The 19,679-nt window shown below is 70.9% G+C and carries 20 protein-coding genes; 12 read left to right on the top strand and 8 right to left on the bottom strand.

Annotated elements, in window-relative coordinates; all coding sequences use genetic code 11:
• The first annotated feature begins 122 nt into the window (after positions 1–122).
• From OG883_RS43990 to fxlM, 6 genes are all read left to right on the top strand, one after another.
• Positions 123–419, top strand: coding sequence for a hypothetical protein (locus OG883_RS43990; RefSeq protein ID WP_266554080.1), 297 nt, complete (start codon positions 123–125; stop codon positions 417–419).
• Positions 420–455: 36 nt separating this feature from the next.
• Positions 456–1,400, top strand: coding sequence for a hypothetical protein (locus OG883_RS43985; RefSeq protein WP_266554078.1), 945 nt, complete (start codon positions 456–458; stop codon positions 1,398–1,400).
• A gap of 107 nt (positions 1,401–1,507) precedes the next feature.
• The gene (locus OG883_RS43980; protein ID WP_266554076.1) at positions 1,508–1,903 is read left to right on the top strand and encodes a DUF3307 domain-containing protein; all 396 of its coding nucleotides are present in this window, start codon (positions 1,508–1,510) and stop codon (positions 1,901–1,903) included.
• A 113-nt stretch (positions 1,904–2,016) separates the two neighbouring features.
• The gene (locus OG883_RS43975) at positions 2,017–2,565 is read left to right on the top strand and encodes an HD domain-containing protein (RefSeq protein ID WP_266554074.1); all 549 of its coding nucleotides are present in this window, start codon (positions 2,017–2,019) and stop codon (positions 2,563–2,565) included.
• Positions 2,566–2,570: 5 nt separating this feature from the next.
• Complete coding sequence (locus OG883_RS43970; protein WP_266554072.1) at positions 2,571–2,783, top strand: YozE family protein; 213 nt, start codon at positions 2,571–2,573, stop codon at positions 2,781–2,783.
• Between the two features lie 97 nt (positions 2,784–2,880).
• Positions 2,881–4,125 (top strand): methyltransferase, FxLD system, encoded by a 1,245-nt coding sequence (gene fxlM, locus OG883_RS43965; RefSeq protein WP_266554070.1) that lies wholly within the window; start codon positions 2,881–2,883, stop codon positions 4,123–4,125.
• A 101-nt stretch (positions 4,126–4,226) separates the two neighbouring features.
• Here the strand turns inward: fxlM and OG883_RS43960 are convergent, their stop codons facing one another.
• Positions 4,227–5,354: a hypothetical protein gene (locus OG883_RS43960; RefSeq protein WP_266554068.1), complete on the bottom strand. Its 1,128-nt coding sequence runs from the start codon at positions 5,352–5,354 to the stop codon at positions 4,227–4,229.
• 367 nt (positions 5,355–5,721) lie between these two features.
• Here OG883_RS43960 and OG883_RS43955 point away from each other — a divergent pair, with 367 nt between their 5' ends.
• The 3 genes from OG883_RS43955 to OG883_RS43945 all read left to right on the top strand — a co-directional run bounded on the left by OG883_RS43955 (position 5,722) and on the right by OG883_RS43945 (position 7,806).
• Positions 5,722–6,258, top strand: a complete 537-nt coding sequence (locus tag OG883_RS43955; protein ID WP_266554066.1) for a hypothetical protein — start codon at positions 5,722–5,724, stop codon at positions 6,256–6,258.
• 76 nt (positions 6,259–6,334) lie between these two features.
• Positions 6,335–6,976 (top strand): 2'-5' RNA ligase family protein, encoded by a 642-nt coding sequence (locus OG883_RS43950; RefSeq protein ID WP_266554064.1) that lies wholly within the window; start codon positions 6,335–6,337, stop codon positions 6,974–6,976.
• Complete coding sequence (locus tag OG883_RS43945; RefSeq protein ID WP_266554062.1) at positions 6,973–7,806, top strand: endonuclease/exonuclease/phosphatase family protein; 834 nt, start codon at positions 6,973–6,975, stop codon at positions 7,804–7,806. Before OG883_RS43950 ends, OG883_RS43945 begins: the two co-directional genes overlap by 4 nt.
• Positions 7,807–7,819: 13 nt before the next feature.
• Here the strand turns inward: OG883_RS43945 and OG883_RS43940 are convergent, their stop codons facing one another.
• The 3 genes from OG883_RS43940 to OG883_RS43930 all read right to left on the bottom strand — a co-directional run bounded on the left by OG883_RS43940 (position 7,820) and on the right by OG883_RS43930 (position 9,188).
• A complete protein-coding gene (locus OG883_RS43940) occupies positions 7,820–8,344 on the bottom strand; it encodes a hypothetical protein (RefSeq protein WP_266554060.1) in 525 nt (174 codons plus the stop codon).
• Positions 8,345–8,440: 96 nt separating this feature from the next.
• Positions 8,441–8,839, bottom strand: coding sequence for a hypothetical protein (locus OG883_RS43935; RefSeq protein ID WP_266554058.1), 399 nt, complete (start codon positions 8,837–8,839; stop codon positions 8,441–8,443).
• A gap of 4 nt (positions 8,840–8,843) precedes the next feature.
• Positions 8,844–9,188, bottom strand: a complete 345-nt coding sequence (locus tag OG883_RS43930; protein ID WP_266554056.1) for a hypothetical protein — start codon at positions 9,186–9,188, stop codon at positions 8,844–8,846.
• A 166-nt stretch (positions 9,189–9,354) separates the two neighbouring features.
• On the opposite strand from OG883_RS43930, the gene OG883_RS43925 reads away from it, so the two are divergent.
• The 3 genes from OG883_RS43925 to OG883_RS43915 all read left to right on the top strand — a co-directional run bounded on the left by OG883_RS43925 (position 9,355) and on the right by OG883_RS43915 (position 10,809).
• Positions 9,355–9,942 carry a hypothetical protein gene (locus OG883_RS43925; RefSeq protein ID WP_266554054.1) on the top strand — a complete coding sequence of 196 codons (588 nt, stop codon included), beginning with the start codon at positions 9,355–9,357 and terminating at the stop codon, positions 9,940–9,942.
• A gap of 178 nt (positions 9,943–10,120) precedes the next feature.
• Positions 10,121–10,279: a hypothetical protein gene (locus OG883_RS43920; RefSeq protein ID WP_266554052.1), complete on the top strand. Its 159-nt coding sequence runs from the start codon at positions 10,121–10,123 to the stop codon at positions 10,277–10,279.
• A gap of 26 nt (positions 10,280–10,305) precedes the next feature.
• A complete protein-coding gene (locus OG883_RS43915; protein WP_266554050.1) occupies positions 10,306–10,809 on the top strand; it encodes a hypothetical protein in 504 nt (167 codons plus the stop codon).
• Between the two features lie 122 nt (positions 10,810–10,931).
• Here OG883_RS43915 and OG883_RS43910 read toward each other — a convergent pair whose 3' ends face one another.
• From OG883_RS43910 to OG883_RS43895, 4 genes are all read right to left on the bottom strand, one after another.
• Positions 10,932–13,697 (bottom strand): serine/threonine-protein kinase, encoded by a 2,766-nt coding sequence (locus OG883_RS43910; RefSeq protein WP_266554048.1) that lies wholly within the window; start codon positions 13,695–13,697, stop codon positions 10,932–10,934.
• Between the two features lie 226 nt (positions 13,698–13,923).
• A complete protein-coding gene (locus OG883_RS43905; protein WP_266554046.1) occupies positions 13,924–14,655 on the bottom strand; it encodes an RNase adapter RapZ in 732 nt (243 codons plus the stop codon).
• Positions 14,656–14,742: 87 nt separating this feature from the next.
• On the bottom strand, positions 14,743–16,074 hold the full coding sequence (locus OG883_RS43900) for a hypothetical protein (protein WP_266554044.1): 1,332 nt from the start codon (positions 16,072–16,074) through the stop codon (positions 14,743–14,745).
• A 118-nt stretch (positions 16,075–16,192) separates the two neighbouring features.
• Positions 16,193–18,712, bottom strand: a complete 2,520-nt coding sequence (locus OG883_RS43895) for a hypothetical protein (RefSeq protein ID WP_266554042.1) — start codon at positions 18,710–18,712, stop codon at positions 16,193–16,195.
• Between the last annotated feature and the right edge of the window lie 967 nt (positions 18,713–19,679).

Genomic DNA, 19,679 nt, shown 5'->3' with positions numbered 1-19,679 from the left:
CTCGCCGACCCTGGCCCCCGGCTGCGGTGACCGTCGCCCGTGACGTCCGAGCCCATGTCCGATGCCGCGGCTGCAGCACCGACACCGCCCATCCCGATGCCCCGCACAGAGAGTGGAAGCAGATGTACAAGAAGCTCACATCCACCGAGCTCGCCGACGCCCTGGATCGCGTGCAGCACCTGTCGCCCGAGCTGACCGGTCCGCTGTCGATGCTCGACGAGGCGAGCCTGGGCGGCGGCCCAGTGAGGCCGGCCGAAGGCCAGGTCTGGGCGGGCGACGGAGACGTCCTCCAAGTGGAGAACTTCGACGGCGCGCTGAAGGTCTTCGGCGAGCAGGTCGTCTACGACGAGGTGCTGCGTGCGCTGGCCTCGTTCTCTCCGCCGGCCGTCGCCGTGGCCGATGCCCATCACGAGCGCTGAGGGCCGACCGCAACTATGAGGAGGGGAGTCACCGAGGTGAGTGAATGGTGGAAGCCATCGGTTGCTGAGCGCGCGGTTTCGGGGGACGCCGGCACCGCTGCGCCGCAGCTGACGCTGGACCCGGAACTGCCGGATCACGTTCAGGAGCTCCTGCGGCAGGCCGATCCCGCACTGCTGCGCGAGGCGGTTGCCGCCGAACGCACCAGCCCGTGGTGGGGTCTGGCCGATCCCCTCGGCGGTCGTCGCGCCGCATGGTGGTTCGGGGGGCTCCTGCTCAGCGTGTTCGCCCGCAGCATGTTCATGTTCGGTGTGGGAGCCTGCGCCTATGGGCTGAGCTGCGCGGTCGCAGTACTGAAGCGTCGTCGGCGCACGGCTGTCCTGCTGCGGATAGCCGATGCGCACGACCAGTTCGTCCTGGGCCGCGAACTCAACTCGGAGGCGGCCGAGTTGCTCGCTCGTGCCGCGCGGGCCGCCACGCGAGTCCAGCGTTCCTCGGTGCAGCGGTTGGACCCGGCGGACAAGCTGCACAACGACAGGCGGCTGGACGGCCAGGTGTGGGAGGTCGCCGACGCGCTGCGCACCTATAGCCGGGTAGCCGGGCAAGGGCCGACGACGGCGGTCAGCGCGGTGGTGGCGCAGGCCATGGAACCCCGCCGCAAGATCCTCCGGATCAGCCTCTCCAGTATCGGGCGCCGCGTCGAGGCCCTGGAGAACTACGCCGCGCAGATCGCCGAGGCCGAGGAGCGTCGTCGCGAGCTCAGGCAGCTGAGACAGCTGACGACGGGGACCGAGGAACTGCTCGACCTCCTGGCGGCCACCGCTCGCGATGAGCTCGCGGTCACCGAGATCGCGGGGATGAGCGAAGAGGTCGCCAAGGCTCTTGAGCTCTTCAACGAAGCACTGCAGTCGGCGCAGGACGCCGCGACCGTGGCGCTGTCCTCCCTCGCCCCGGACCCGGCCGAGGGCGCAGAGACGTTGTGAGGGGCGTCACGGCCGGTGTGCGCCGTGGGAGCGGAGCGGGAGGAGCGGTGTCCCCACAGTGGATGCGGCACGACGACTCGTGCTCGACGCCTCGGAGGACCTTCGCCATGCTCGCCACCGTTTTCGTCCTGTTGTACGCCGCGCATCTGATCGCCGACTACGCCCTGCAGACCGATCACCAGGCAGAGCACAAGGCCGAGCGCGGCGTCACCGGGTGGTGCGCCAACCTGAGCCACGCCGCAACCCATGTGCTGGTCTCCGCGGTACTTCTGTCCTTGGGCACGGTGGTGCTGGACCTGTCGTTGAGTGGCCCGGTCACAGCCGCCGTCTTGGGGTGGATCGGCGCCTCGCACGCTTTCCTGGACCGCCGGTGGCCGGTCCTGTGGTGGATGGAGCACGTCGGCAACGCGCCGCAGTGCGCGGCGAGGGGCGGTGCCGCCTTCGTGGACCAGACCGCCCATGTCACCGCGCTCGTCCTGGCCGCCCTGGCGGCCGCCGCCTGATCACCCCTGCCGCGGTCCATGCCCGCCGCCGGTGTACGGCAGGGTGTTCACCAACCAACCGGCCGTCCGCGGTCGTTGTCGAAAGCCGGGTGCCGCCCGGTGAAGGAGGAAGCATGAAGTCCGTCAGCGAGGTCGCCGTCCTGGCCGAGGGCGCGCATGCCGGGCAAGTCGACAAGATCGGCGTGCCCTATATCGAGCACGTCCGTGCGGTCGCCGCCGGGCTCGCGCCGTTCGGCGACGAGCTCGTCATGGCGGGCCTGCTGCACGACATCGTGGAGGACACCGACTGGACGGCCGAGAAGCTGCTGGGCACCGGCATCCCTGCGCGGGTCGTCGAGATCGTCGAGGCGGTGACCAACCAGGCGGGCGTGGCGTACGAGGAGAAGATCCGGCGCATCACCGACGACCCGTCGGCGACGCTCGTGAAGATCGCCGACAACGCGCACAACTCCCACCCCGACCGGGCGGCCCAGCTGCCGGCGGACAAGCGGGAGCGCCTGGCCGCGAAGTACCGCACGGCGCGCGCCGCACTGTGGCCGGCGGCAAGCCGCTCCGACATCGAGGCGATCGTGCGGATCGTCAATCCGGCGCTGCTCGCGGAACTGGACGAGCACTGTCCCGGCACCCCGGCTCCGTCTGCCGTCAACGCGATCGCGGAGTAGCGGATATGAGCATCACCTTCAAGCAGTGGCTGGAGGAGCAGCGCCACACGACGCTGGAGAGCGGCGTTCTCGCCCGCGACGTCGCCGCCGACCCCGACTGGCCCGACTCCGACGACCTCGAGGATCTGGTCCTCTACCTGGACTGGAAGGGTGCGAGCGACGAGGCCGTGGCCAGGCTCCGCTACGTGCACGTGCTGTACGAGGTCGACGCCGGGTGACCACCGCGGCCGCGCCGTCGGCGCGCGTGGGCGGGTTGGCCGAAACTCGGTCCGCCCGCTCCTCCGCTGTTGGAGCGCGTGCTGGCAGACTCCGCAGATGGACTCCGGCACGGCCCCTGGCGTGAGCACCCTGGAACCTCACGAGGCGATGGTCACGTTGCTGCGCCAGCACCACGTTCTGCACTCGCCGCAGGTGGAGGCCGCGCTGCGGGCCGTGGAGCGGCACCGGTTCGTCCCCGAAGCCACGCTGGAGGACGCCTACGGCGTCTACACCTCGGTGACGATCAAGCGTGATGCCGCCGGCAGTGTGCTCAGCTCGGCGTCCGCGCCCCAGGTGGTGACCGCGATGCTCGAGCAGGCCGGGGTGCAGCGCGGACACCGGGTCCTCGAAGTGGGGGCCGGCACCGGCTACAACGCGGCCCTCCTCTACTGCCTCGTCGGCCCGGCGGGGCAGGTCGTCACCATCGAAAGCGACCGCGACGTCGCCGCGCGCGCAGAAGCGGCCCTGCGCGCGGCCGGGTACGGGCGCGTGGTGGTCCGGCATGGCGACGGCCGGGCTGGAGCTGCAGGTCTCGGTCCCTTCGACCGGATCCTCGTGACGGCCGGCGCGTTCGACATCGAGGAGGCGTGGCTGCACCAGCTCGCCCCCGGCGGCCGGCTCGTCGTCCCGCTGCGCCTGGCGTGGCCGCTGGCGGCGGCGTTCGAACGCCGCCGCGAGCACTGGGTGTCGGTGTCCACTGAGACGTGCGGCTTCATCCCGGTCACCGGGCCCGGTGCCCGGGTGCCGCGGGCGGTCGACGTCGGCGGCGGCGCGCTCGTGCTGCGCCTGGAGGACGACCGGCCGGTGGATGCGGCAGGACTGCACGACTGTCTGAAGGGGCCGCGGGCGGTGGAGTGGACGGGCGTGCGGGTGGACGACGGTCCCGGGTGGGAGGCGCTGCACCTGTGGCTGATGGCCGACCCGCGCACCCCGGGCTTCACCAAGGTCAGCGCCGGTCAGGACGCGGTCGCCTCCGGTGTCGTACAGCCCCTGATGCCGTGGGGCGGTCCTGGCTTCCACCGCGGCGCCACGGTGGCGTACCTGGCCAACCGCCGCGGGCTGGGCGGGGAGGGTGACCGGTTCGAGATCGCCGTGGTCGCCCACGGATCGGGCGCCACCGCACTCGCCGACGATGTCGCCGCCCGGCTGCGGGAATGGAACACGACGTGGCGCGGCCGCGGCGCCCACCATCTGGAGCTGCACCCACGAGGCTCCGGGGACACCACGTCCGGCACGGTCATCGCCGAGCGCGACCGCCACATCCTCAGTGCGGTCTGGACGCCCACCACCTCGGCGGCCTGACTGACTCGTTCGGCATGTGAGGGCTCCCGTGCAAGGCCGGCGCCGGGTGAGCACGCTGTCCGCGACCGAAGGATGCTGGCTCCCGCCGCGATCACCGCCGTTCAGAGACGGATGCGGTCCCGGTAGAACGGCGCAAGGACACGGTGCAGTCCGTTCTCGCCCGCGTGCCCGGCACGAAGGGAACTGTCGTCCAGATCCGCGCCCGAATGCTCCTTGTGGACGTAGTCCAGGGCGCGCCAGCGCACCATGACGGGATCGTCGGCGTCGTCCAACGCGTGCCCTACCGCTTCGAGTCGGCTGTGAATCTGTTCGTGCAACCGGGGGCTCGTGTATTGGAACGGGGCGCCGGCCAGCTCCTCCAGGTCCTGGATGGTGATGTCGGCCGCAGCGACGGAGCGTTCACGGGCCAGCAGGTAGAGGCTGACGGCCAGAGCACCCGCGGCTTCGACGTTGTCGATGCCGACGTCGAGTGTGGAGTGGGACGGGCGGAACTTCTCGTCGCCGAACGCGGGGGCCAGCGCGGTGCGCACGCGCCGCCACGCCTCGGCCCACAGGCTGCTGCCCTCGCGCTCCGCTTGTGTGACCAGCTCGTCCAGGCGGTCGCGGACCGTCAGGATCGCGGAGTTTCCCAGGGGCAGTTCCGCGAGGTGATCCCACCGGTAGTACCCGAGGTCGAGGTCCTGGTGCATGTAGACGGCGTGCACACGGTCGATGCTGATCTTGACGCGGTCCGGTCGGATCTCGCGAAGGCGGCGGTTGAAGCGGGCGTCATGGACGTCGCCTGTGCGGTAGTACGCGAGCGTGGAGTGCGGCCACTCCCGGTCCGGAGCCGGTCGTGGGCTGATGCCCTCCACCGTGGAGACGGCTTCGCGGACCTTGGTGGTCACGGCCGCGAGCGGCGGCTCCGGGTACATCGCCACGGTCACGGCGCTTGGGCCGGGCCACACGGGGCCCAGCTCGGCGTCCACGCATCCGCCGTAGTCGGCGAGCTTCGTGCGGACCCGCTCAACCGCGCGCTCCACCTGCTCCCGTGTCAGGTTGTGATGGACGCCGAGCACGGTCCAGTGCAGCCACTCGGCGGGCACGGTCCCCAGCTGGCCGCCGTACTCTGCGAGCAGCTCGTGGTGCGCCCGCGTGTACTCCACGTACGCAGGGTCGTCCAACCTCGCCACGAAGTGCAGATACGGGCCCTGCGCCCACGTCCTCTTCGGAGAGAAGAAGCTCTCCATACCCCCACCTTCCACCTGCGGAATCACGCCGTGCGCTCCCGCACGCTACCGAACTCACCAGCCGCCTGCGCGCGCAACGGCACGGTCTGCAGCGGCACTTGAGCCAAAAGCCTCCGTACCCTCTCTTCCCGGCGTGTATCCGCTCCGCCCACCCGCGAGCTGACGAGTTGCCCTCCGCGTCCGAGCGATCCAAAGGCCACAGCGGGGGCCGTGCCCCTGTTCCTTTCCCGGGCCGGAGCGGCAACGATGGTCACGGACACTTGGAACACTACGAGGGGGATCGATGAGCAAGGCAGCGGGAAGAGTGCTGGCGGCGTGGAGGTTGGAGACTCGCGTCTCGTCCCCGTCAGAGCACCTTCGCGTCCACGTGACACCCCGCGACCTGTCGGCCGCGGAAGGGGAGAACGGTCCCGCTCTGCATCTGATGGCGCCGCCGAACGCCGAGCCGGGGATCAAGGAGAGCGCTTCCGTCATCGTGGTGGACGCCACCAACGCCCCGCCGCCCAACGGCGCGTTCGACGTCCTCGAGGACGCGGTGCGTGCGTACCCCGGGGTCTTGGTGGTCGGCGCTGTCACGGGCAACCACAGCGCGCTGGTGTGGGTACGCGTACAACCGCCGTCGGTGTGGCAGCCCGTAGGGTACACCGTGCACGTACATGCGAAGGGCGGAGCGCCGGAGTTCTACGCGTCGGCCCTCTACGGCTGGATGCGCTGGTGGCTGGAGAACCTCGACCGGAGCGCTCTGCCCGACGGGTTCCCGCCCAGCGTGCTGCTGCCGCGCCCTCCAGAGACGGTGGAGATGGTGATGCCCGAGACCTCCGTGCAGCTCTCAATCCGGCACGCTGAACGCGCCCCCGACCGTCCTTTCGAGATCCACGACCCGGACGACCCGCTGTACCGGTAGCGACCTGGGGGCGAGTTCCAGCCAGGTAGACGAAGGCCCTGCCTCGGTGATCCGGCCGGCCGTACCGTTCCACTCCATGAAGCCGTTCGAGTTCAAGGCCGGTGCACAGTCGTGGCAAGCCGGGACGCTCCTTCACTGGTACGTCGAGTTGGACTGGGCGGACCCAAGACACCAGGAGCTCAGCGACCTGGTCACGGAGTCCAACCAGGCTCTCGTGGAGGCCGGGTTCCCCATCACGCCAGTGGAGTTGAAATGGCTCCACATTACGGTCGACCAGATCAGCGTCCCGGCCGACGAGATCACCCCGGAGCAGCGGGACAAGCTCGTCGAGGAGGTGTCCGCGCGGATCGGTGGCGTCGAGCCGTTCACCGTCACCGTGGGGTCGCTGCTCTCGTATCACTCCGGAGTCATTGCGGATCTCGCGCCGGACGACGAGCTGGCTGCCCTGCACACGGCCGCCCGCGCGGGCACACGGGCCGCGCTCGGTGACGAGGCATGCCGCTACCAGTGGGGCCTGCAGCACTTGACGACGGCCTACGCCCATGCCGAGGCCGACTCTGACGCGGCCCAGCGCATCCTGCGGCGTATCCGCCCCAGCCACGCTCCGCTGCACATCAGCACGGTCCATCTCGTCGACGTCACCGCGCAGACGGACACGGCGTCGAAGACCGTGACATGGAATCGTCTCGCCACGATTGCACTGGGAGAGTCGGAATGACCGCGATCAGAGTCGTCACGTTCAACACGCTGTTCGGCGGCCACGACGACTTCGGCCTCGGCGGCGGTGACCGATGGCACGGGCAGATCCCGTTCCTCAAGAGTCTTGAGGCAGACGTCCTGGCGCTGCAGGAGTGCAACTTCTGGGATCTCCTCGGCCAACGACGCATGTACCAGACCTTGAACGCCCTCGGCATGGGCAGCGCCTATCTCGCGTACGCCAACGAGACGACGAGCGGTCACCGCTTCCACACCGTGATCATGCTGAGCCGTCGTGTCCAGCTCGCCGCACAGGGCGCGGACCGGGATCGGTACCACCACGTCATGGGCTGGGCGAACCTGGTCGTGCCGGGCCTGGAAGGGCTGCTGGAACTGCGCAATCTGCACCTGGACCCGTTCGACCCGCGCAATCGCGCGCGGGAGGTGTCGCCGCTGGGCGTACTGGCCGCCCCCGGCCGCCGCTCCCTCGTTGTCGGCGACATCAACGCCATCGGCCTCGGCTATCCGGAACCTGACTGGACGCGGCTGCCGGCACACGCCAAAAACGGCCAACTCCGGCTGCCCCGCGAGGAAGAGGTCTCCGATCGGGACGCGACCGAACTTCTGGGACGCGCCGGGTTCCTGGACGCGAGCCACCCCTCCGGGCAGGGGGTGGCCCCGACTGCCGCGTTCGGGGAAGGGGACGTGCCCCGGCGCCAGGACCTCATCCTCATGAGCCCCGCCCTGGCGCCGGCGCTTGTCGACTACCAGGTGCACTTGGAGCCGATCGACAAGGAGCTGTCCGATCACGGCGCGGTCAGCGCCACCTTCGAGTTGAGCCGCCTCGCCTGAGTCCGCCGGAAGGTCAGGCCACGCTGCCCTGAAGGTAGTGGTGCGTGAAACGGTGGTGCGCCCACCGCGCTCCCGCGTCCAGCAGCGAGCCGCCGGGCGTCTGCTCGAAGGCGGGGAGGTCCCATCCGCTCGCGGTGTGGGTCACCGGCTCGTGATAGGCGGTCAGCGAGCGGACCAGGGCAGACAGCTTCGAGTCGTCGTCCAGGTCGTGATGGCGCTCGGCCAGGCCCGCGCGAATGGTGTCCTCGAGCGACGGCGCGTCTTCGTCGGCTCGGCGCGGGGTCAGCGCGGCCACGATGTTCTCCACCGGCGCGCTCTCGGGCTCGTCGTCGAGCGGGCCCGCGTACAGGAGCAGCGCGATCGTGGGGAGCGCGAAGGTGAACGGTCCGCCGGTGTCGTGCTTGGGCCAGACCGGCTCGAGCAGGGTGGCCGAGCGGCGCAGGGAGTCGGACCACCGTTGGTTTCGCCAACTGCCGTCCTCCGCCACGCTGAAGGCCATTCGGCCCGCCGACCACCACAGATTCCGCATGTCAGCCATGCCGTCAAACTACGTGCCTGGGGCGTGCGGCGTCCGCCACTTCGATCAGTTCCGCAGGCGGCGGCTCGCCCTCCCCCGCGCCCTCGTGTCCGGACGTCAGCGGTCAGCCGGACGGTCCTGCCCCTGCGCCAGGGTGACCTCCGTGTGGTGCGCTCGGATCGAAAGCGGAAGGCCGGCGGCCTTGCGTGCTCTCCGGTAGGTCAGTGCCCACCCCATGTGCTGCCGCGAGTCGCCGTCGGCATCCTTCTCGATCCGCCACCACAGCCAGCCGAACGGGTGCGTGCGGCCCTCCGCGAAGGGGGCCATGAAGGCGTACGCCGGCAGACTGCTCATGTCCGTCAGCGTCTTAGCGATCGTCGGGATGCTGCCGAGCTTGATCAGGTCTTGCCGGGTCTGCGATCGAGCGTGGTTAGCGGCGCCCCGGTACATCGCAGTCAGGAACCAGCCGGCGACGACCACGCCGGTGGCTATGAGCACCAGCCACCCTGTTCCCATACAGCTACGCCGCGCTGCGGACGAGCGATCGGACCGCGCTCAGCGCCTCCTGCCCTTCAGGAAGTGCGGCGATCGACGGCATGTCTTGTGCCGCCGCCGTGTTCATCAGCAGCGTCGTCAGCCGGCCCGTCATGTTGTTGAGCTGCCGGGGCCCGCGCTCCTTGTAGAGCTGGTCGAACATGGTGACGATCGCCTCGCGGTCGATGACCGGGCCGTCGGCGCCGGTCAGCTTGAGCAGAGCGCGCCTGTCGAAGCGGTTCGGCTTCCACTGGCCACTGGCAAGGTCATTGCTCAGGTCCTCGGCCCGCGCTTGCAGGTCGCGCATGCCGTCCCGCCCCAAAGAGAACATGGGCAGATCCTGACATGCGGCAGCCCGATGGGGAACGCGGACCGTGGATGGAGGGCTATATGCCGGCGATATGGCCGAGACGCCTACGTCCCGCCGATCTTCCTGTCTGCGGAGCGGTTGGCGGGAACCGGCTTCCCGTGCTTGGAGGACGCGCCAGACTCGAGGCATGAAGGCGACCACGATCGTGCCCGGTCTGACCGTCACCAGCGAGATCTTCGAGGCGGCCTCAGCCGGAGTCGAGAGCCACATACCGGAACTCGCTCCACTGACCTGGGAGCAGTTCATCAGCCCGAGCTGCTGGACCCTCGTCCCCGACGACAGGGGTGACGCCTACAAGGCCGAGCTGGTCCTGCACCGGACGGCTGAGAGCACTGTGAAGATCAATCTGTGGCGGCTGCCCGACCGGCGAGGCGGCGACCAGGCGCACCCCCACGATCACCCTTGGCCCTTCCGGTCCCATGTACTCCTGGGTGGCTACGACGAAGACCGCTACGCCTCGCAGGGCGGGCACATCGTTCCCGCCCGAGGTGTCAGCCACACAAGCGGCACGGTGAACGATCTGCCTCTCGCCGTCTACCACGAGGTCACCGAAGTACACGAGCCGGACGGGACGCTCACGCTCATGGTCTGCGGAGCCGGGAACACCGGTCAGTGGGGCTACCTCGACACCGACACCGGCCAGCACGTCGCCATGAGTCCTGACCCGACCTTCCTCCACCGGGTGCGCGCTCTCAACCCACACAAGGGTTACTGAGTCCCTCGGCCGTCGAGGTCGTCGGGCGCACCGCCTGTTGCGGGTGATCGCCCTGCCGGTCCCCTCTCGACCGTGGCCGGCTCCGGCGCCGACCGCGGTCCTGCCTCAACGGCTGAGGGCGACCGGTTGACGATCGCCGTGGTCGCCCGCGGACCCGACGCCACCGCGCTCGCCGGGGATGTCGCTGCCCGGCCGGGGGTGCGGGCGCGGCCACGGCGCCCATCTCCTGGATCTGCACCCGGCAGGATGCGGGGACACCACATCCTGCACCGTCTTCGCCGAGCGCACCCACCACGTCCTCAGCGCGGTCTGGACGCCCACCTCGTCGGCGGCCTGACCGCGTGAGCAGGCATGATGCTCTGCATGAAGGATGAGGAAGCACCTGCGCCGGCCCTGACCCCGGCGGCGATACGCCGCCGGTTCACCGCCGCGGCGTGGGGGTCGGCCATCGCCTGGCCGCTGCTCACCGCCGCTGCCGCTCCCCTGGTCATGTGGTGGGTGGGCATCGGCCTGGACGAGATGACGAGTGCCGACTTCGCGGCGGCCGGCCTCCTCCCGCTCGTGATGGTGGTCGGCTACGCCGCGGCCGATGCGGTCCGCACCGTCCGTAAGGAGCAGCAGGAGGTCGCCAAGAGCGCCCTCGGCCTGGTGGCCGCTGCTCGCTCTGGCGACCCGTCGGATCTGGGCCACACCGCACGCCACTTCGGCAACTCCCTGCTGCAGGCCAGGACCGCGTTCAACACGCGTGTCCTCCCGCGCCAGGCCACGCTCAGTTTCGCTCGGCGAGTCCTTGGTGAGGCGGAAGCCGCCCAGCTCAGCCCGGCGTCCCTGCAGGCCGTCCGGGAGTTGGCCCGGATGGAGGCGTAGCTGCTCGGCGCCGCTTCGCGCCTTCGGGTCGGGCCGCGCCGGCCGGAGGGCACCCGGTCGCGAGGCGGGGCGGGACGCTGCTCGTTGCGGCGGGTGTGTCGAGGTGCTCGCAGCCGGGAGCGTCAGTTGCTGGTCGCGTGGTTGACGGCGTTGCGGATGGCCATGTCCACGGCGCGCTCGCCTGCGAGTTCGTAGTAGAAGCGTGCGCTGCCGGGGTGGTCGCGCAGTACGCCGGCGAGGATCCTGGCTGCCTGGCCGCGAAGGTGGCGCAGCCAGTCCCGGGTCGCGATCTGCTGGTCGAACTCGTTCGATGCCTCGTCCCAGGTGCACATGCCGCGGGCGGCCTCTTCCAGCAGGTCCCACTGTTCTTCTCGGGCTGCGTGGCGGGCGACGCCGCGCAGCCAGGCGATGGCTCGCTTGGATTCGTTCCAGTGCGGCCAGCCGGTGCCGTCGCCGCGGACGTGCCCGGTCATCGCCTCCACCAGGGTGCGGGCCTGCTCGGGGTGGGCCAGCAGGAGTGGTGCGGCCGTGTCCATCTCCAGGCCGGGCAGGACGTCCAGGTAGAGCTCGTAGTCGCTGCCGTGGTCGGCGGCCAGTGTCAGCAGCCGGCGGGCGGCGTCGGTATCTCCCTCCTGGGCGGCGGTCAGGAGTTGTTGGGCCCGCGCGACGGGCAGGTCGATCTGCGGTGCGGTCTCCCGCTCGACCAGGTCGAGGAAGTCGGCGATCGTCTGCGGGCGCTGCCGCGGATCGCGGTAGGTGCAGTGCCGTACGACGCCTCGCCAGGGCCCAGGCGGCAGCAGCGGCACGTTCGGCTCCGGGGGAAGGCCGGTGAGCAGCCACCCGATGACCTTGCCCAGGCTGTAGATGTCGCTGGCGGGCGTGGCGTTGTGAGGATCGACGGACAGTTCGGGGGCGCCGAACTCGGCGGTCCCGATCGCGGTGCCGGTGCGCCTGGGGTTGGTCGTCTGCCCGCGGGGGCGGCGCACGATGCCCCAGTCGCCGAGGACCCAGCGCCCGTCGAGGAGGAGGATGTTGGCGGGCTTGATGTCGCGGTGCAGGTAGTCCAGGCGGTGGGCGTCGGTCAGGGCGGACGCGACCGCGTCCACCAGGGCCCGCAGTGCGGTTTGGTCGTGCTGCAGTTCGGGCTGGAGGCGTTCGGCGGTGCTCTGGGCCATCGGCATGACGAACCACTCGGCCCGGGGGCTGGAGTCGAGGACCGGCATGACGTGGCGGTTGCTGCCGAGCTTTTGCGCCACCTCGATTTCGCGGAGCATCCTCGCGGTCAGGTTCTCGCGCAGCGAGCGGGGCTTCTTGAAGGCGACGACGGCTCCCGTCTCCTTGTGCACGGCCTCGTGGACGATGCCCATGCCGCCCTTGCCGTCCGGCAGCGGGAACTTCTCCAGGGCGTAGTCCTTCTTGATGCCGCGGGCCTGGCGGCGCACCTCGCTGTAGGGGTCGGCGGCCGGCGGCGCGGGTTCTTCGGCCGCTGGTGAGGCGGCAGGTACATGGCCGGTGATCTTCACCAGCACGGGGTGGACGGCGGTGACGTCGTTCGTCGGCAGCGACCCCAGCAGGTAGGCGGGTCCGCCGGCTGGGCTTTGGACGAGACCGAGTACGTCGCCGAGTTGCAGCTCGGCGACCGCGTCGCTGGTGCGGGCGGTCGCGTCGAGGGTGTGCAGTTCCACGCCGACGCCCGAGCCGGACCGCCCGGCCACCAGGACGGCGTCGGCGCCGCTGCGTGCCAGATGTCCGGGGTAGGACACCGGGGTCAGCATCCAGTCCTCGTGTCCCCCGGCGCTGGTGCTGACGGCGAGGTCGACGACGGCACTGTGTCCGCCGGCGGCGAGGAGGAAGCGCCGCTCGCCGAGCCAGCCGGCCGAGCGGACCGCCGCGTCGAAGTCGATGGAGTACCGCTGCTGGTCGCCCACCTCCTCACCGAGCCGCGTGAGCGCCAGGGTCGAGCCGGTCCCCGTGCCGAGCGTCGCTCCGGATCCGGACAGGACCCACACGCTCGACTCTGGGCCGAGCAACAGGCTGGCGTTCGCCTCGAATCCGCCGCCCGCCGCCCGCAGCACGCCGTCGCGCCACATCACCACCGCCGGCCCGCACAGCACCCACACCGATCCGTCCGGCAGCACCGCCGCGGCGCCGTGCACGCCAGGAAGGGGCAGCCGCCACCGGGTCCCGCCCCGCTGCAGGTCCACGTCCGCAAGGCCGGCCTCGGTGGTGATCAGCGCGTGCTCGGCGGACTCCCAGGCCAGCCCGGTCGGCCGCAGCGGCCAGGCCTCGCCGGCCAGGACCACGGAGAGGTCGATGCCTGCCGGCGTACGGGACGGGAGGCTCGCCGCCCCGTACGGGCGGGCCGCCAACGACAGGGCCGGGGCAGGCTCCTGGGGTTCTTGCAGCAAGAGCTCGTGCAGCAGGGTGTGCGGCGAGCGCGGCGGGCGGAAGGCCGCGCGGATCAGGGTCGCGAGCTGGGCAAGGTCGCAGACGGCAGCCTCGAGGTGGTCACGGTCGAGGAAGACGCCCTGGCTCCGCAGGACGGCGCGCACCGTCTCGTCCACCTCCTGGCCCGCAGCCCTTGCGCATACCAGGACCCATCGCACCCCCTGCCCGAGGTCCCGTTCGCGGGCTTGCACCGCGGCGCGAGCCGCCTCGGCAGCATCGTCGCCCGACGCGGTCGTCACGGTGATCGCGTAGTCGCGTCCGGCGAGCTCGAAGAACACGGCCGGCTCATCGGTCGAGCGGTGGGCAACCGTCGCATCGGGGTCGGTGCGCCGGATCAGGGACGCCACCACCTCGACCAGGAGCCGGTAGCGGTCCTGCTCCGACAGTTCGTCGCTGTGGGCCTGGCCGTACTCGGCCAGCAGCTCCCGTACGTCCTCCATCGCCCCGCCCGTGCATCGTGCCTGCCCCGGGCGCTGCGCCCAGGGAGCGATTGTGCCGCACGTCCGGGCGCGACGGGCGGGATCTTCGGGATCAGGAGCCGCCCGGCGGCCGAACCTGCGGACCGGGGCGGGTGTCCCGCTCCACCGGGCTTGTGCCGGCGGTGACGACGAGCGGGACGCCGAGGGCTCGCGGCTGGCTGACGGGCGAGCTGGCCGGCGCGGGGCGCTAGGAGTCGAAGTCGGGGCGGGTGATGTGGTGGTGCTCCCCTTCCCGGTGCGCTGCGTTGAGGCGGAGGTGATCGGCGAGTTGCAGGGGCGCGGGTTGGATGATGCCGGTCTCATAGCCGCGCGCGACCGCGTGAGCGAGGGTGCGCGCTCGTAGCCGGCCCTGCGCACCGTGCAGGAGTCGGCCTGCGGTCTCCGGGCGCACCTTGAGCTTCTTGGCGATCTCCGTGTGGTGCAGGCCGCGCGCGAGGAGCCAGAGTGCGGCCAGTTCGTGCTCGGTGATCAGCGATGGCCATGTCACGGCAGGCAGGATCGGCCGGGTGATGTGGGGGTGTTCGGTCTCCACGCCGTAGCCGGCGGTGCGAAGGCGATCGGCCACCTCCTCGGCGACTGCGACGGACCGGTGGCGGCCGCCACCGCACAGAACGTGCAGGTCGACGCGGCGGCCGTCCGTCGACTGCCCGAGGAGCGTGAGCGCGCGCCGGGTGCTGCGCTCGATCAGGCGCTCGGCACCGGGCGAGCTGAGCACGTAGGCGCGTACCTCGGGATCCAGGCCGGTGGAGTGGAGCATCCGGGCGCGTACGGCCGGGTCCTCGGGCGGGTTGCGCAGCGGACGGGTATCCACCCGGAGTGCGTCGCCTCGGGGCGCGTCGTGGTGTCCGTCGCCGTAGCTGATGATCACGGTCTGAATGAGGGCATGCGGGGACCGGGAGCCCATGAGATCGCTGGTCATGGGACCAGTCTCGGGTCAACTGGGGCTCTGATGAAGGGTGTTGGGGCTGTTGCACGTTGCCTCTTCGCCACGGACCGGCGGGTTGGTTCATGCTGCCTGCGCGGGTGGAGTGGTCTGGTTGGGGCGGGGGATGGCGCCGGGCGCGAGCCAGACGGGGCGGGTGGGGTCGGAGGTGTCCCAGCCGCGCCATCGTTCGTCGAGGAGTTCGCCGGTCTCGGGGTCGACGACGCCCTCGGGCACGAGGACCGGGCGCGGTCGTTCGGGGTGGCGGCGCCGGGTGCGCTCGGCCTTCCACCGCTGGTAGTTGGCGCGTTCACGGGCGTGCCGCTCTCGCCGGCGCTCTCCTCTGCCCGTGGTTCCCTGCTGCTCGGCGGCCTGGGTGAGGACCTCGTCGTCGGGGTGCAGGCGTACGGGGCCGGCGAGGTCGGGGCTCAGGTAGTACAGGCCCTCGCGCTCGTGGGCGAGGCCGTCGGCGACGAGCTTGTCGAGGCGGCGGGCGACGGTGGTGCGGTGCAGGGTGGTGGCCTGCTGCAGCTGGGCGGGACTGAGTCCTTCGGTGACGTCGAGGCAGGCCAACAGGCGGGCGCCGCTGGTGCCGTGGCCGTAGTGGTGGAAGGCGTCGTGGGCCATGACCTCGGCGAGCGCGGCGGTGTCGGTGAAAGTGTGCGGGTCCGGGACAGTTTCCAGCTGCAGTGGTGGGTGGGGGGTCAGGATCTGTCCCGACTCTGCACACGCGAGGTGCGCGCGGACGGGGTCGGGGATCTTCAGCCGCCATCGGGTGCCGTGGTTCTTGCCCGAGCCCACCTCCTCCTTGATGAGCCAGCCGGCCTTCTCCAGGCGTTCGTTGCTCTTCTCGGCGGTCGACTTCGCACACCCCATCGCCTCGGCGAGCGGCCGAACCGCGATCGTGTGGTCGGCACCGCCGGCGCGGTCGCACCGGCTGAGGCGGGCGGCGAGGTTCTTGTGGTCGACCGCTCCCCCGCCCCGGGTCGGCCAGGCGAGGGATTCGACGGCGTACCGGATCTCGGCGATGTTCTCCAGGGCGTCCGGACGGCCGGTGATCGTCCCTCGGGTGCCGGCGAAAGCGCGGGCGTTCTCCAGCATCGCGGTGAGCTTGTTCTCGGCGTACTGCACGCCCTTGCGCTCGCGGAGCTTGCGCGCCCACCAGCCGCCCGGGGTCGGGGTGTAGATGAGGGCGTGGTGGAAGTCGGCGGGTGTCCATTCCCGGCCCGGCTGTGAACAGGCCAGCGCCAAGGCGGCGGTGAGCCGGTAGCCGGACTCCGCGTCGTTGTGTCCGGCGTAGCGGCCCTCGACGTCACCCTCCAGCAGCAGGTGCTGGGATCGGCGGCTGAGCTGGCGCCGCTCCCACACCGGCCCCGCTTGCCCGCGCCGGGCCCGGGAAAGCGTCCTGCTGCTCATGACGTCTCCCCAGGTCGCAGGGGGGACACCACATCCCGGCGCACTCGTCCGGCGTGAGGAGAACCTGGTGGTGCGGATCGTGCGCCGCGCGGCGGCGCAGCCACGGTGACGGTGGGGTTCATGCCGCGCTCACCGCCTCCAGCACCCGGGAACCGGAGCGCTCGGCGGGGTCCTCGGGGAGCTCCTGGTCGGCGAGCTCGGCGCAGCGGCTCGACCAATCCGTCGCCACGGGCCGGGCCGGCTGCTCGCCCCGGGCGATCCGCAACTGCCGGGCCCGGTCGGCGAACAAGAACTCCACCGCCCGCAGCAGGGCCTCGTCCGCCACACGCTCGGCGGCAGCCTCGGCCATCTCCCGGTTCGGGAACCGATGCGCGGCGCGCATCTTGGCGTCGTACGCCTTGTCCGCCTCCGCCTCGGCCTCCGTCGAGCGCATCAGCCGGACGTTCAGGCTCTCGCGGCGCCGGTCGCGGATCTTGTCGGCCGTCTCCCGCGCGGCGAGCAGCAGCCCGCCCTCGTCGGCGCCGTCGGCGCGCAGCCGGTCCAAGTGCTGCTCCAGCAGCGCCCGGGTGTCCGCCGTGCACCGCTTCGTGGCTTCGGCGACCGCGCCCTGGTCGGCGAGGTCGGCACGGGCCATGACCGCGAAGTCGACCGCCTCGGCCAACGCCCGATCCACGGCCCGGCGTTCGGTGCACAGCAGGCACCGGCCGGCCGCGTCCGGGATCCCGCAGTCGTCGCACGGGCGGGCAAGGCGCTCCCGCTCGGCCGCCGCGTACTCGGCCCGGCGCTGCTCGACGACCTGGGCGCGGGCCTGCTGCTCGGCAACCGCCCGCTCCCGGCGTACGGCCTGGGCCGCGGCCTCGTACGTCACCGCGGCGTTCAGCCGCTTCTCCATCTCGGCCTGCAGCACCTGCGGCGCCGCTCCGGCCAGCTCCCGGGCGGTCTCCGCGGCGATCCGCGCGCGCAGTCCGCGCCGGTCACCGATCAGGACCTGGCAGCTGGGGCAGTCGGCGCCGGTGTCCATCCGCCGGCCCTCGTCGCACAGCTGCGACCAGCACCACGCCCGCTGGACCAGGCCGCGGCCCAGGATCCAGCCCACCGGGTCGGTGACCGGCCGGCCCATCTGCTGATCAAGGCGCCGCTCGAGGCGCTCGGCGAGGGCCTGTTCGGCGTCCTGCGGACCGACGATCCCCCGCAGCGCGCCGAGCTGGACCCGGACCGCCGCAGTGACATGACGGCGGGCAGCCGGCCGGAGGATCCGCTCCCACACCACCCGCACCGGCGCGAGCACCGACTCAAGGCCCGCCGGCAAGGCCGCAGGCCTGACGAACACCAGGGTCCCCGACGGCTTCGCCGAGCCCTTCACCGAGCCAAGCTCGACCGACCGACCCGACTCACCATCTGCTTCCTGCTGCTGTTCCCCGCGAAGCGGGCCGCCCAGCCCCCGCCCAGCCGCAGCTGCGCAGGTGTGGTCCGGCCCGTCCTCGCGGGTGCCCGCGCGCTCCGGCAGATCACCGCACCCCGGATCGGCTCCGCCGGAAAACCCACCAGAGAGCGAGAGAGAACCAGAGAGAGAAACCCCAGGCGCGTGGTCGGCGTGGAGGGGTGCACCAGCAGGGCGCTCCACCAAACCGGGCTCCGGCTCGGCCCCGGGGGCCTCTTCCCCGCTGGTCAGCGGCTCTTCCGGCTCCGAGGCCCCTTCAAGATCTCCGGGTGCAGCAGCGGGGCGCTGGAAATCCTCGGGCTCGACATCGTCGAACGACTCCTGCTGCCAGCCCTCCCCCGACAGCACCAAGACCTCGCCGGCCGCCCCGTCCTCACCATGGACCGAACCGTGCGCGCACGACGGACACGCCGCAGCCTCCTGCGGCTCCTCGACGACGTCCTCGACAACGACCAGCGGCGCACCACCGCGCCCGAACGCGGACGCGACCGCCGGAACCACAAGCCGGCCCTTGCCGTACTGGCCCGTCTCGGTCGTCCCGCGCACCACCTCGACCAGCTGGAGACGCTCCAGGCGATCGACCACCTTGCCGCCGCCGGAGACCGAACAACCCAGTGCCTTCGCGACCGTGGCATCCGCGCGCCCGCGGCTCTCCTTCACCGAACCGCCGACGAGACGAACGCGCCCGTCCGGCCGGGTCTGCAGCGCCAGGAGCAGCAGAGCGAGCCGGTCCGTCGCCGCACCCCTCCCCCGCCGCGCCGCCAGCAGCCCCGGCGGCGTCACCGGACCGTCGATCGGCGCCCAACCCGGGGCGAACAGCGCCTCGCAGAACCGAAGGAGGGTCGCCAAGTCCTTGCGGACCAGGGCGAGCGGGTGCATCGGATCGCCGCTCTCGCGCGCGGCGAGCAACGGCAGGAACTTCCACTCCAGCCCCGTCACCCGACCGGACTCATCGGTCAGCGCGTCGGTCTCAACCACGCCGGCCTCGCGCATCGCGGGCAGCACCTTGTGGTCGACGTACGACTCGGAGAACCCGAGCCACCGCCCCATCTCCCCCGCCCGAAGACGCAGTACGGCACTGCGCGCAGGCGCCTTCGCCAGCAGCACCACCGCCGCGAGGCGCACTGAATCGGGTGCGCCCTCAAGGGACTTGTCCGCCAGGAGGCACCGCACCGCGGCATACAGCCGGGCACGCATCGCCCGGTTCAACACCAGCGGATCACCAGGACCCGACTCCGGGACCGGACCCGCCAACTCGACAACCTCGCCCGCGCGCGCACTACGACGCCAGGACGAACCAGAACGCTTGGAACGAGCCGCCCGATCAGCCGTTTTCGGCATGACTGAGCCAGCCCTCGTACGGACAGCGATGATCTGCTCCATAATCGAGGAGGGAAGGGGACACCGTCACCGCGGTCCGACTGGCTAGGGCAAGCACGAGAGACGGACCCGGCGACACCGGCACTCAGCTGGCTATCTGGCTGACCAACACCCCCTCCACGCAGAGCGAACGGCCCGGGACTGCAGATCCCGGGCCTGTTCGTGTTCGGGGCATCCTGCAGGCCTGGGCCTGTGGATAGAGATCAGCTGCGCCCTGTGGTCGGAGCACTTGGGCTCGCAGCGGTCGGCGCACCTGCGTCCAGCACGTGTCAGCCTGACCACCGCTCCTCCTTGCGTGTCGAATCCAGGTAGAGAACGAGCTTGATAGGCGATCATCTATCGCGGATGCGCTGCCATGGTTCAGCAGGCTCAACCCCGAGTTTCGTGACCCTATTCGGGTATTCGAGATTTGCGAAATCTAATTACGCGAACGTCACCATACACCCTCCCTGACCTGCGGTGTTGTGGTTTTGGCTCGGCGTGGCGGACGCGCTCCAGGGTGTTTTCTCCCTTCATTTCAGCGGTCGAATTTGCTATTTGAAGTGTTAAAACGGGCGACGTATTTGAGAGTGGTTTTGACAACTCGACCGCCACTCTTCCACTCATCTTTAGGTTGCGATTTGATGGTTCAATCGCGCTTCGGTCGCATCGAAACGAGGTTCAGGATGCAGCCGAGAACGGACCGTCCAGCCAGCGGGTACCGCAGGTACCCGCTGGGACCAGGTGGATCGAGAGGTGGCTGCCGGGCAGCTGCCAGTCTTCGGGTTGAGTCTTGTGAGGCGCC

Source organism: Streptomyces sp. NBC_01142, assembly GCF_026341125.1.
Taxonomy (GTDB): domain Bacteria; phylum Actinomycetota; class Actinomycetes; order Streptomycetales; family Streptomycetaceae; genus Streptomyces.
The sequence above is the reverse complement of the archived record's forward strand: the minus strand, read 5'-3'. Positions and strand labels throughout refer to the sequence as shown.

What these genes read in the sequence shown, in the direction of transcription:
- OG883_RS43990 (WP_266554080.1), top strand. Translation starts at nt 123, where the DNA reads ATGTACAAGAAGCTCACATCCACCGAGCTCGCCGACGCCCTGGATCGC.
- OG883_RS43980 (WP_266554076.1), top strand. Translation starts at nt 1,508, where the DNA reads ATGCTCGCCACCGTTTTCGTCCTGTTGTACGCCGCGCATCTGATCGCC.
- OG883_RS43975 (WP_266554074.1), top strand. Translation starts at nt 2,017, where the DNA reads ATGAAGTCCGTCAGCGAGGTCGCCGTCCTGGCCGAGGGCGCGCATGCC.
- OG883_RS43970 (WP_266554072.1), top strand. Translation starts at nt 2,571, where the DNA reads ATGAGCATCACCTTCAAGCAGTGGCTGGAGGAGCAGCGCCACACGACG.
- fxlM (WP_266554070.1), top strand. Translation starts at nt 2,881, where the DNA reads ATGGACTCCGGCACGGCCCCTGGCGTGAGCACCCTGGAACCTCACGAG.
- OG883_RS43960 (WP_266554068.1), bottom strand. Translation starts at nt 5,354, where the DNA reads ATGGAGAGCTTCTTCTCTCCGAAGAGGACGTGGGCGCAGGGCCCGTAT.
- OG883_RS43950 (WP_266554064.1), top strand. Translation starts at nt 6,335, where the DNA reads ATGAAGCCGTTCGAGTTCAAGGCCGGTGCACAGTCGTGGCAAGCCGGG.
- OG883_RS43945 (WP_266554062.1), top strand. Translation starts at nt 6,973, where the DNA reads ATGACCGCGATCAGAGTCGTCACGTTCAACACGCTGTTCGGCGGCCAC.
- OG883_RS43940 (WP_266554060.1), bottom strand. Translation starts at nt 8,344, where the DNA reads ATGGCTGACATGCGGAATCTGTGGTGGTCGGCGGGCCGAATGGCCTTC.
- OG883_RS43935 (WP_266554058.1), bottom strand. Translation starts at nt 8,839, where the DNA reads ATGGGAACAGGGTGGCTGGTGCTCATAGCCACCGGCGTGGTCGTCGCC.
- OG883_RS43930 (WP_266554056.1), bottom strand. Translation starts at nt 9,188, where the DNA reads ATGTTCTCTTTGGGGCGGGACGGCATGCGCGACCTGCAAGCGCGGGCC.
- OG883_RS43925 (WP_266554054.1), top strand. Translation starts at nt 9,355, where the DNA reads ATGAAGGCGACCACGATCGTGCCCGGTCTGACCGTCACCAGCGAGATC.
- OG883_RS43920 (WP_266554052.1), top strand. Translation starts at nt 10,121, where the DNA reads ATGTCGCTGCCCGGCCGGGGGTGCGGGCGCGGCCACGGCGCCCATCTC.
- OG883_RS43915 (WP_266554050.1), top strand. Translation starts at nt 10,306, where the DNA reads ATGAAGGATGAGGAAGCACCTGCGCCGGCCCTGACCCCGGCGGCGATA.
- OG883_RS43910 (WP_266554048.1), bottom strand. Translation starts at nt 13,697, where the DNA reads ATGGAGGACGTACGGGAGCTGCTGGCCGAGTACGGCCAGGCCCACAGC.
- OG883_RS43905 (WP_266554046.1), bottom strand. Translation starts at nt 14,655, where the DNA reads ATGACCAGCGATCTCATGGGCTCCCGGTCCCCGCATGCCCTCATTCAG.
- OG883_RS43900 (WP_266554044.1), bottom strand. Translation starts at nt 16,074, where the DNA reads ATGAGCAGCAGGACGCTTTCCCGGGCCCGGCGCGGGCAAGCGGGGCCG.
- OG883_RS43895 (WP_266554042.1), bottom strand. Translation starts at nt 18,712, where the DNA reads ATGCGTGCCCGGCTGTATGCCGCGGTGCGGTGCCTCCTGGCGGACAAG.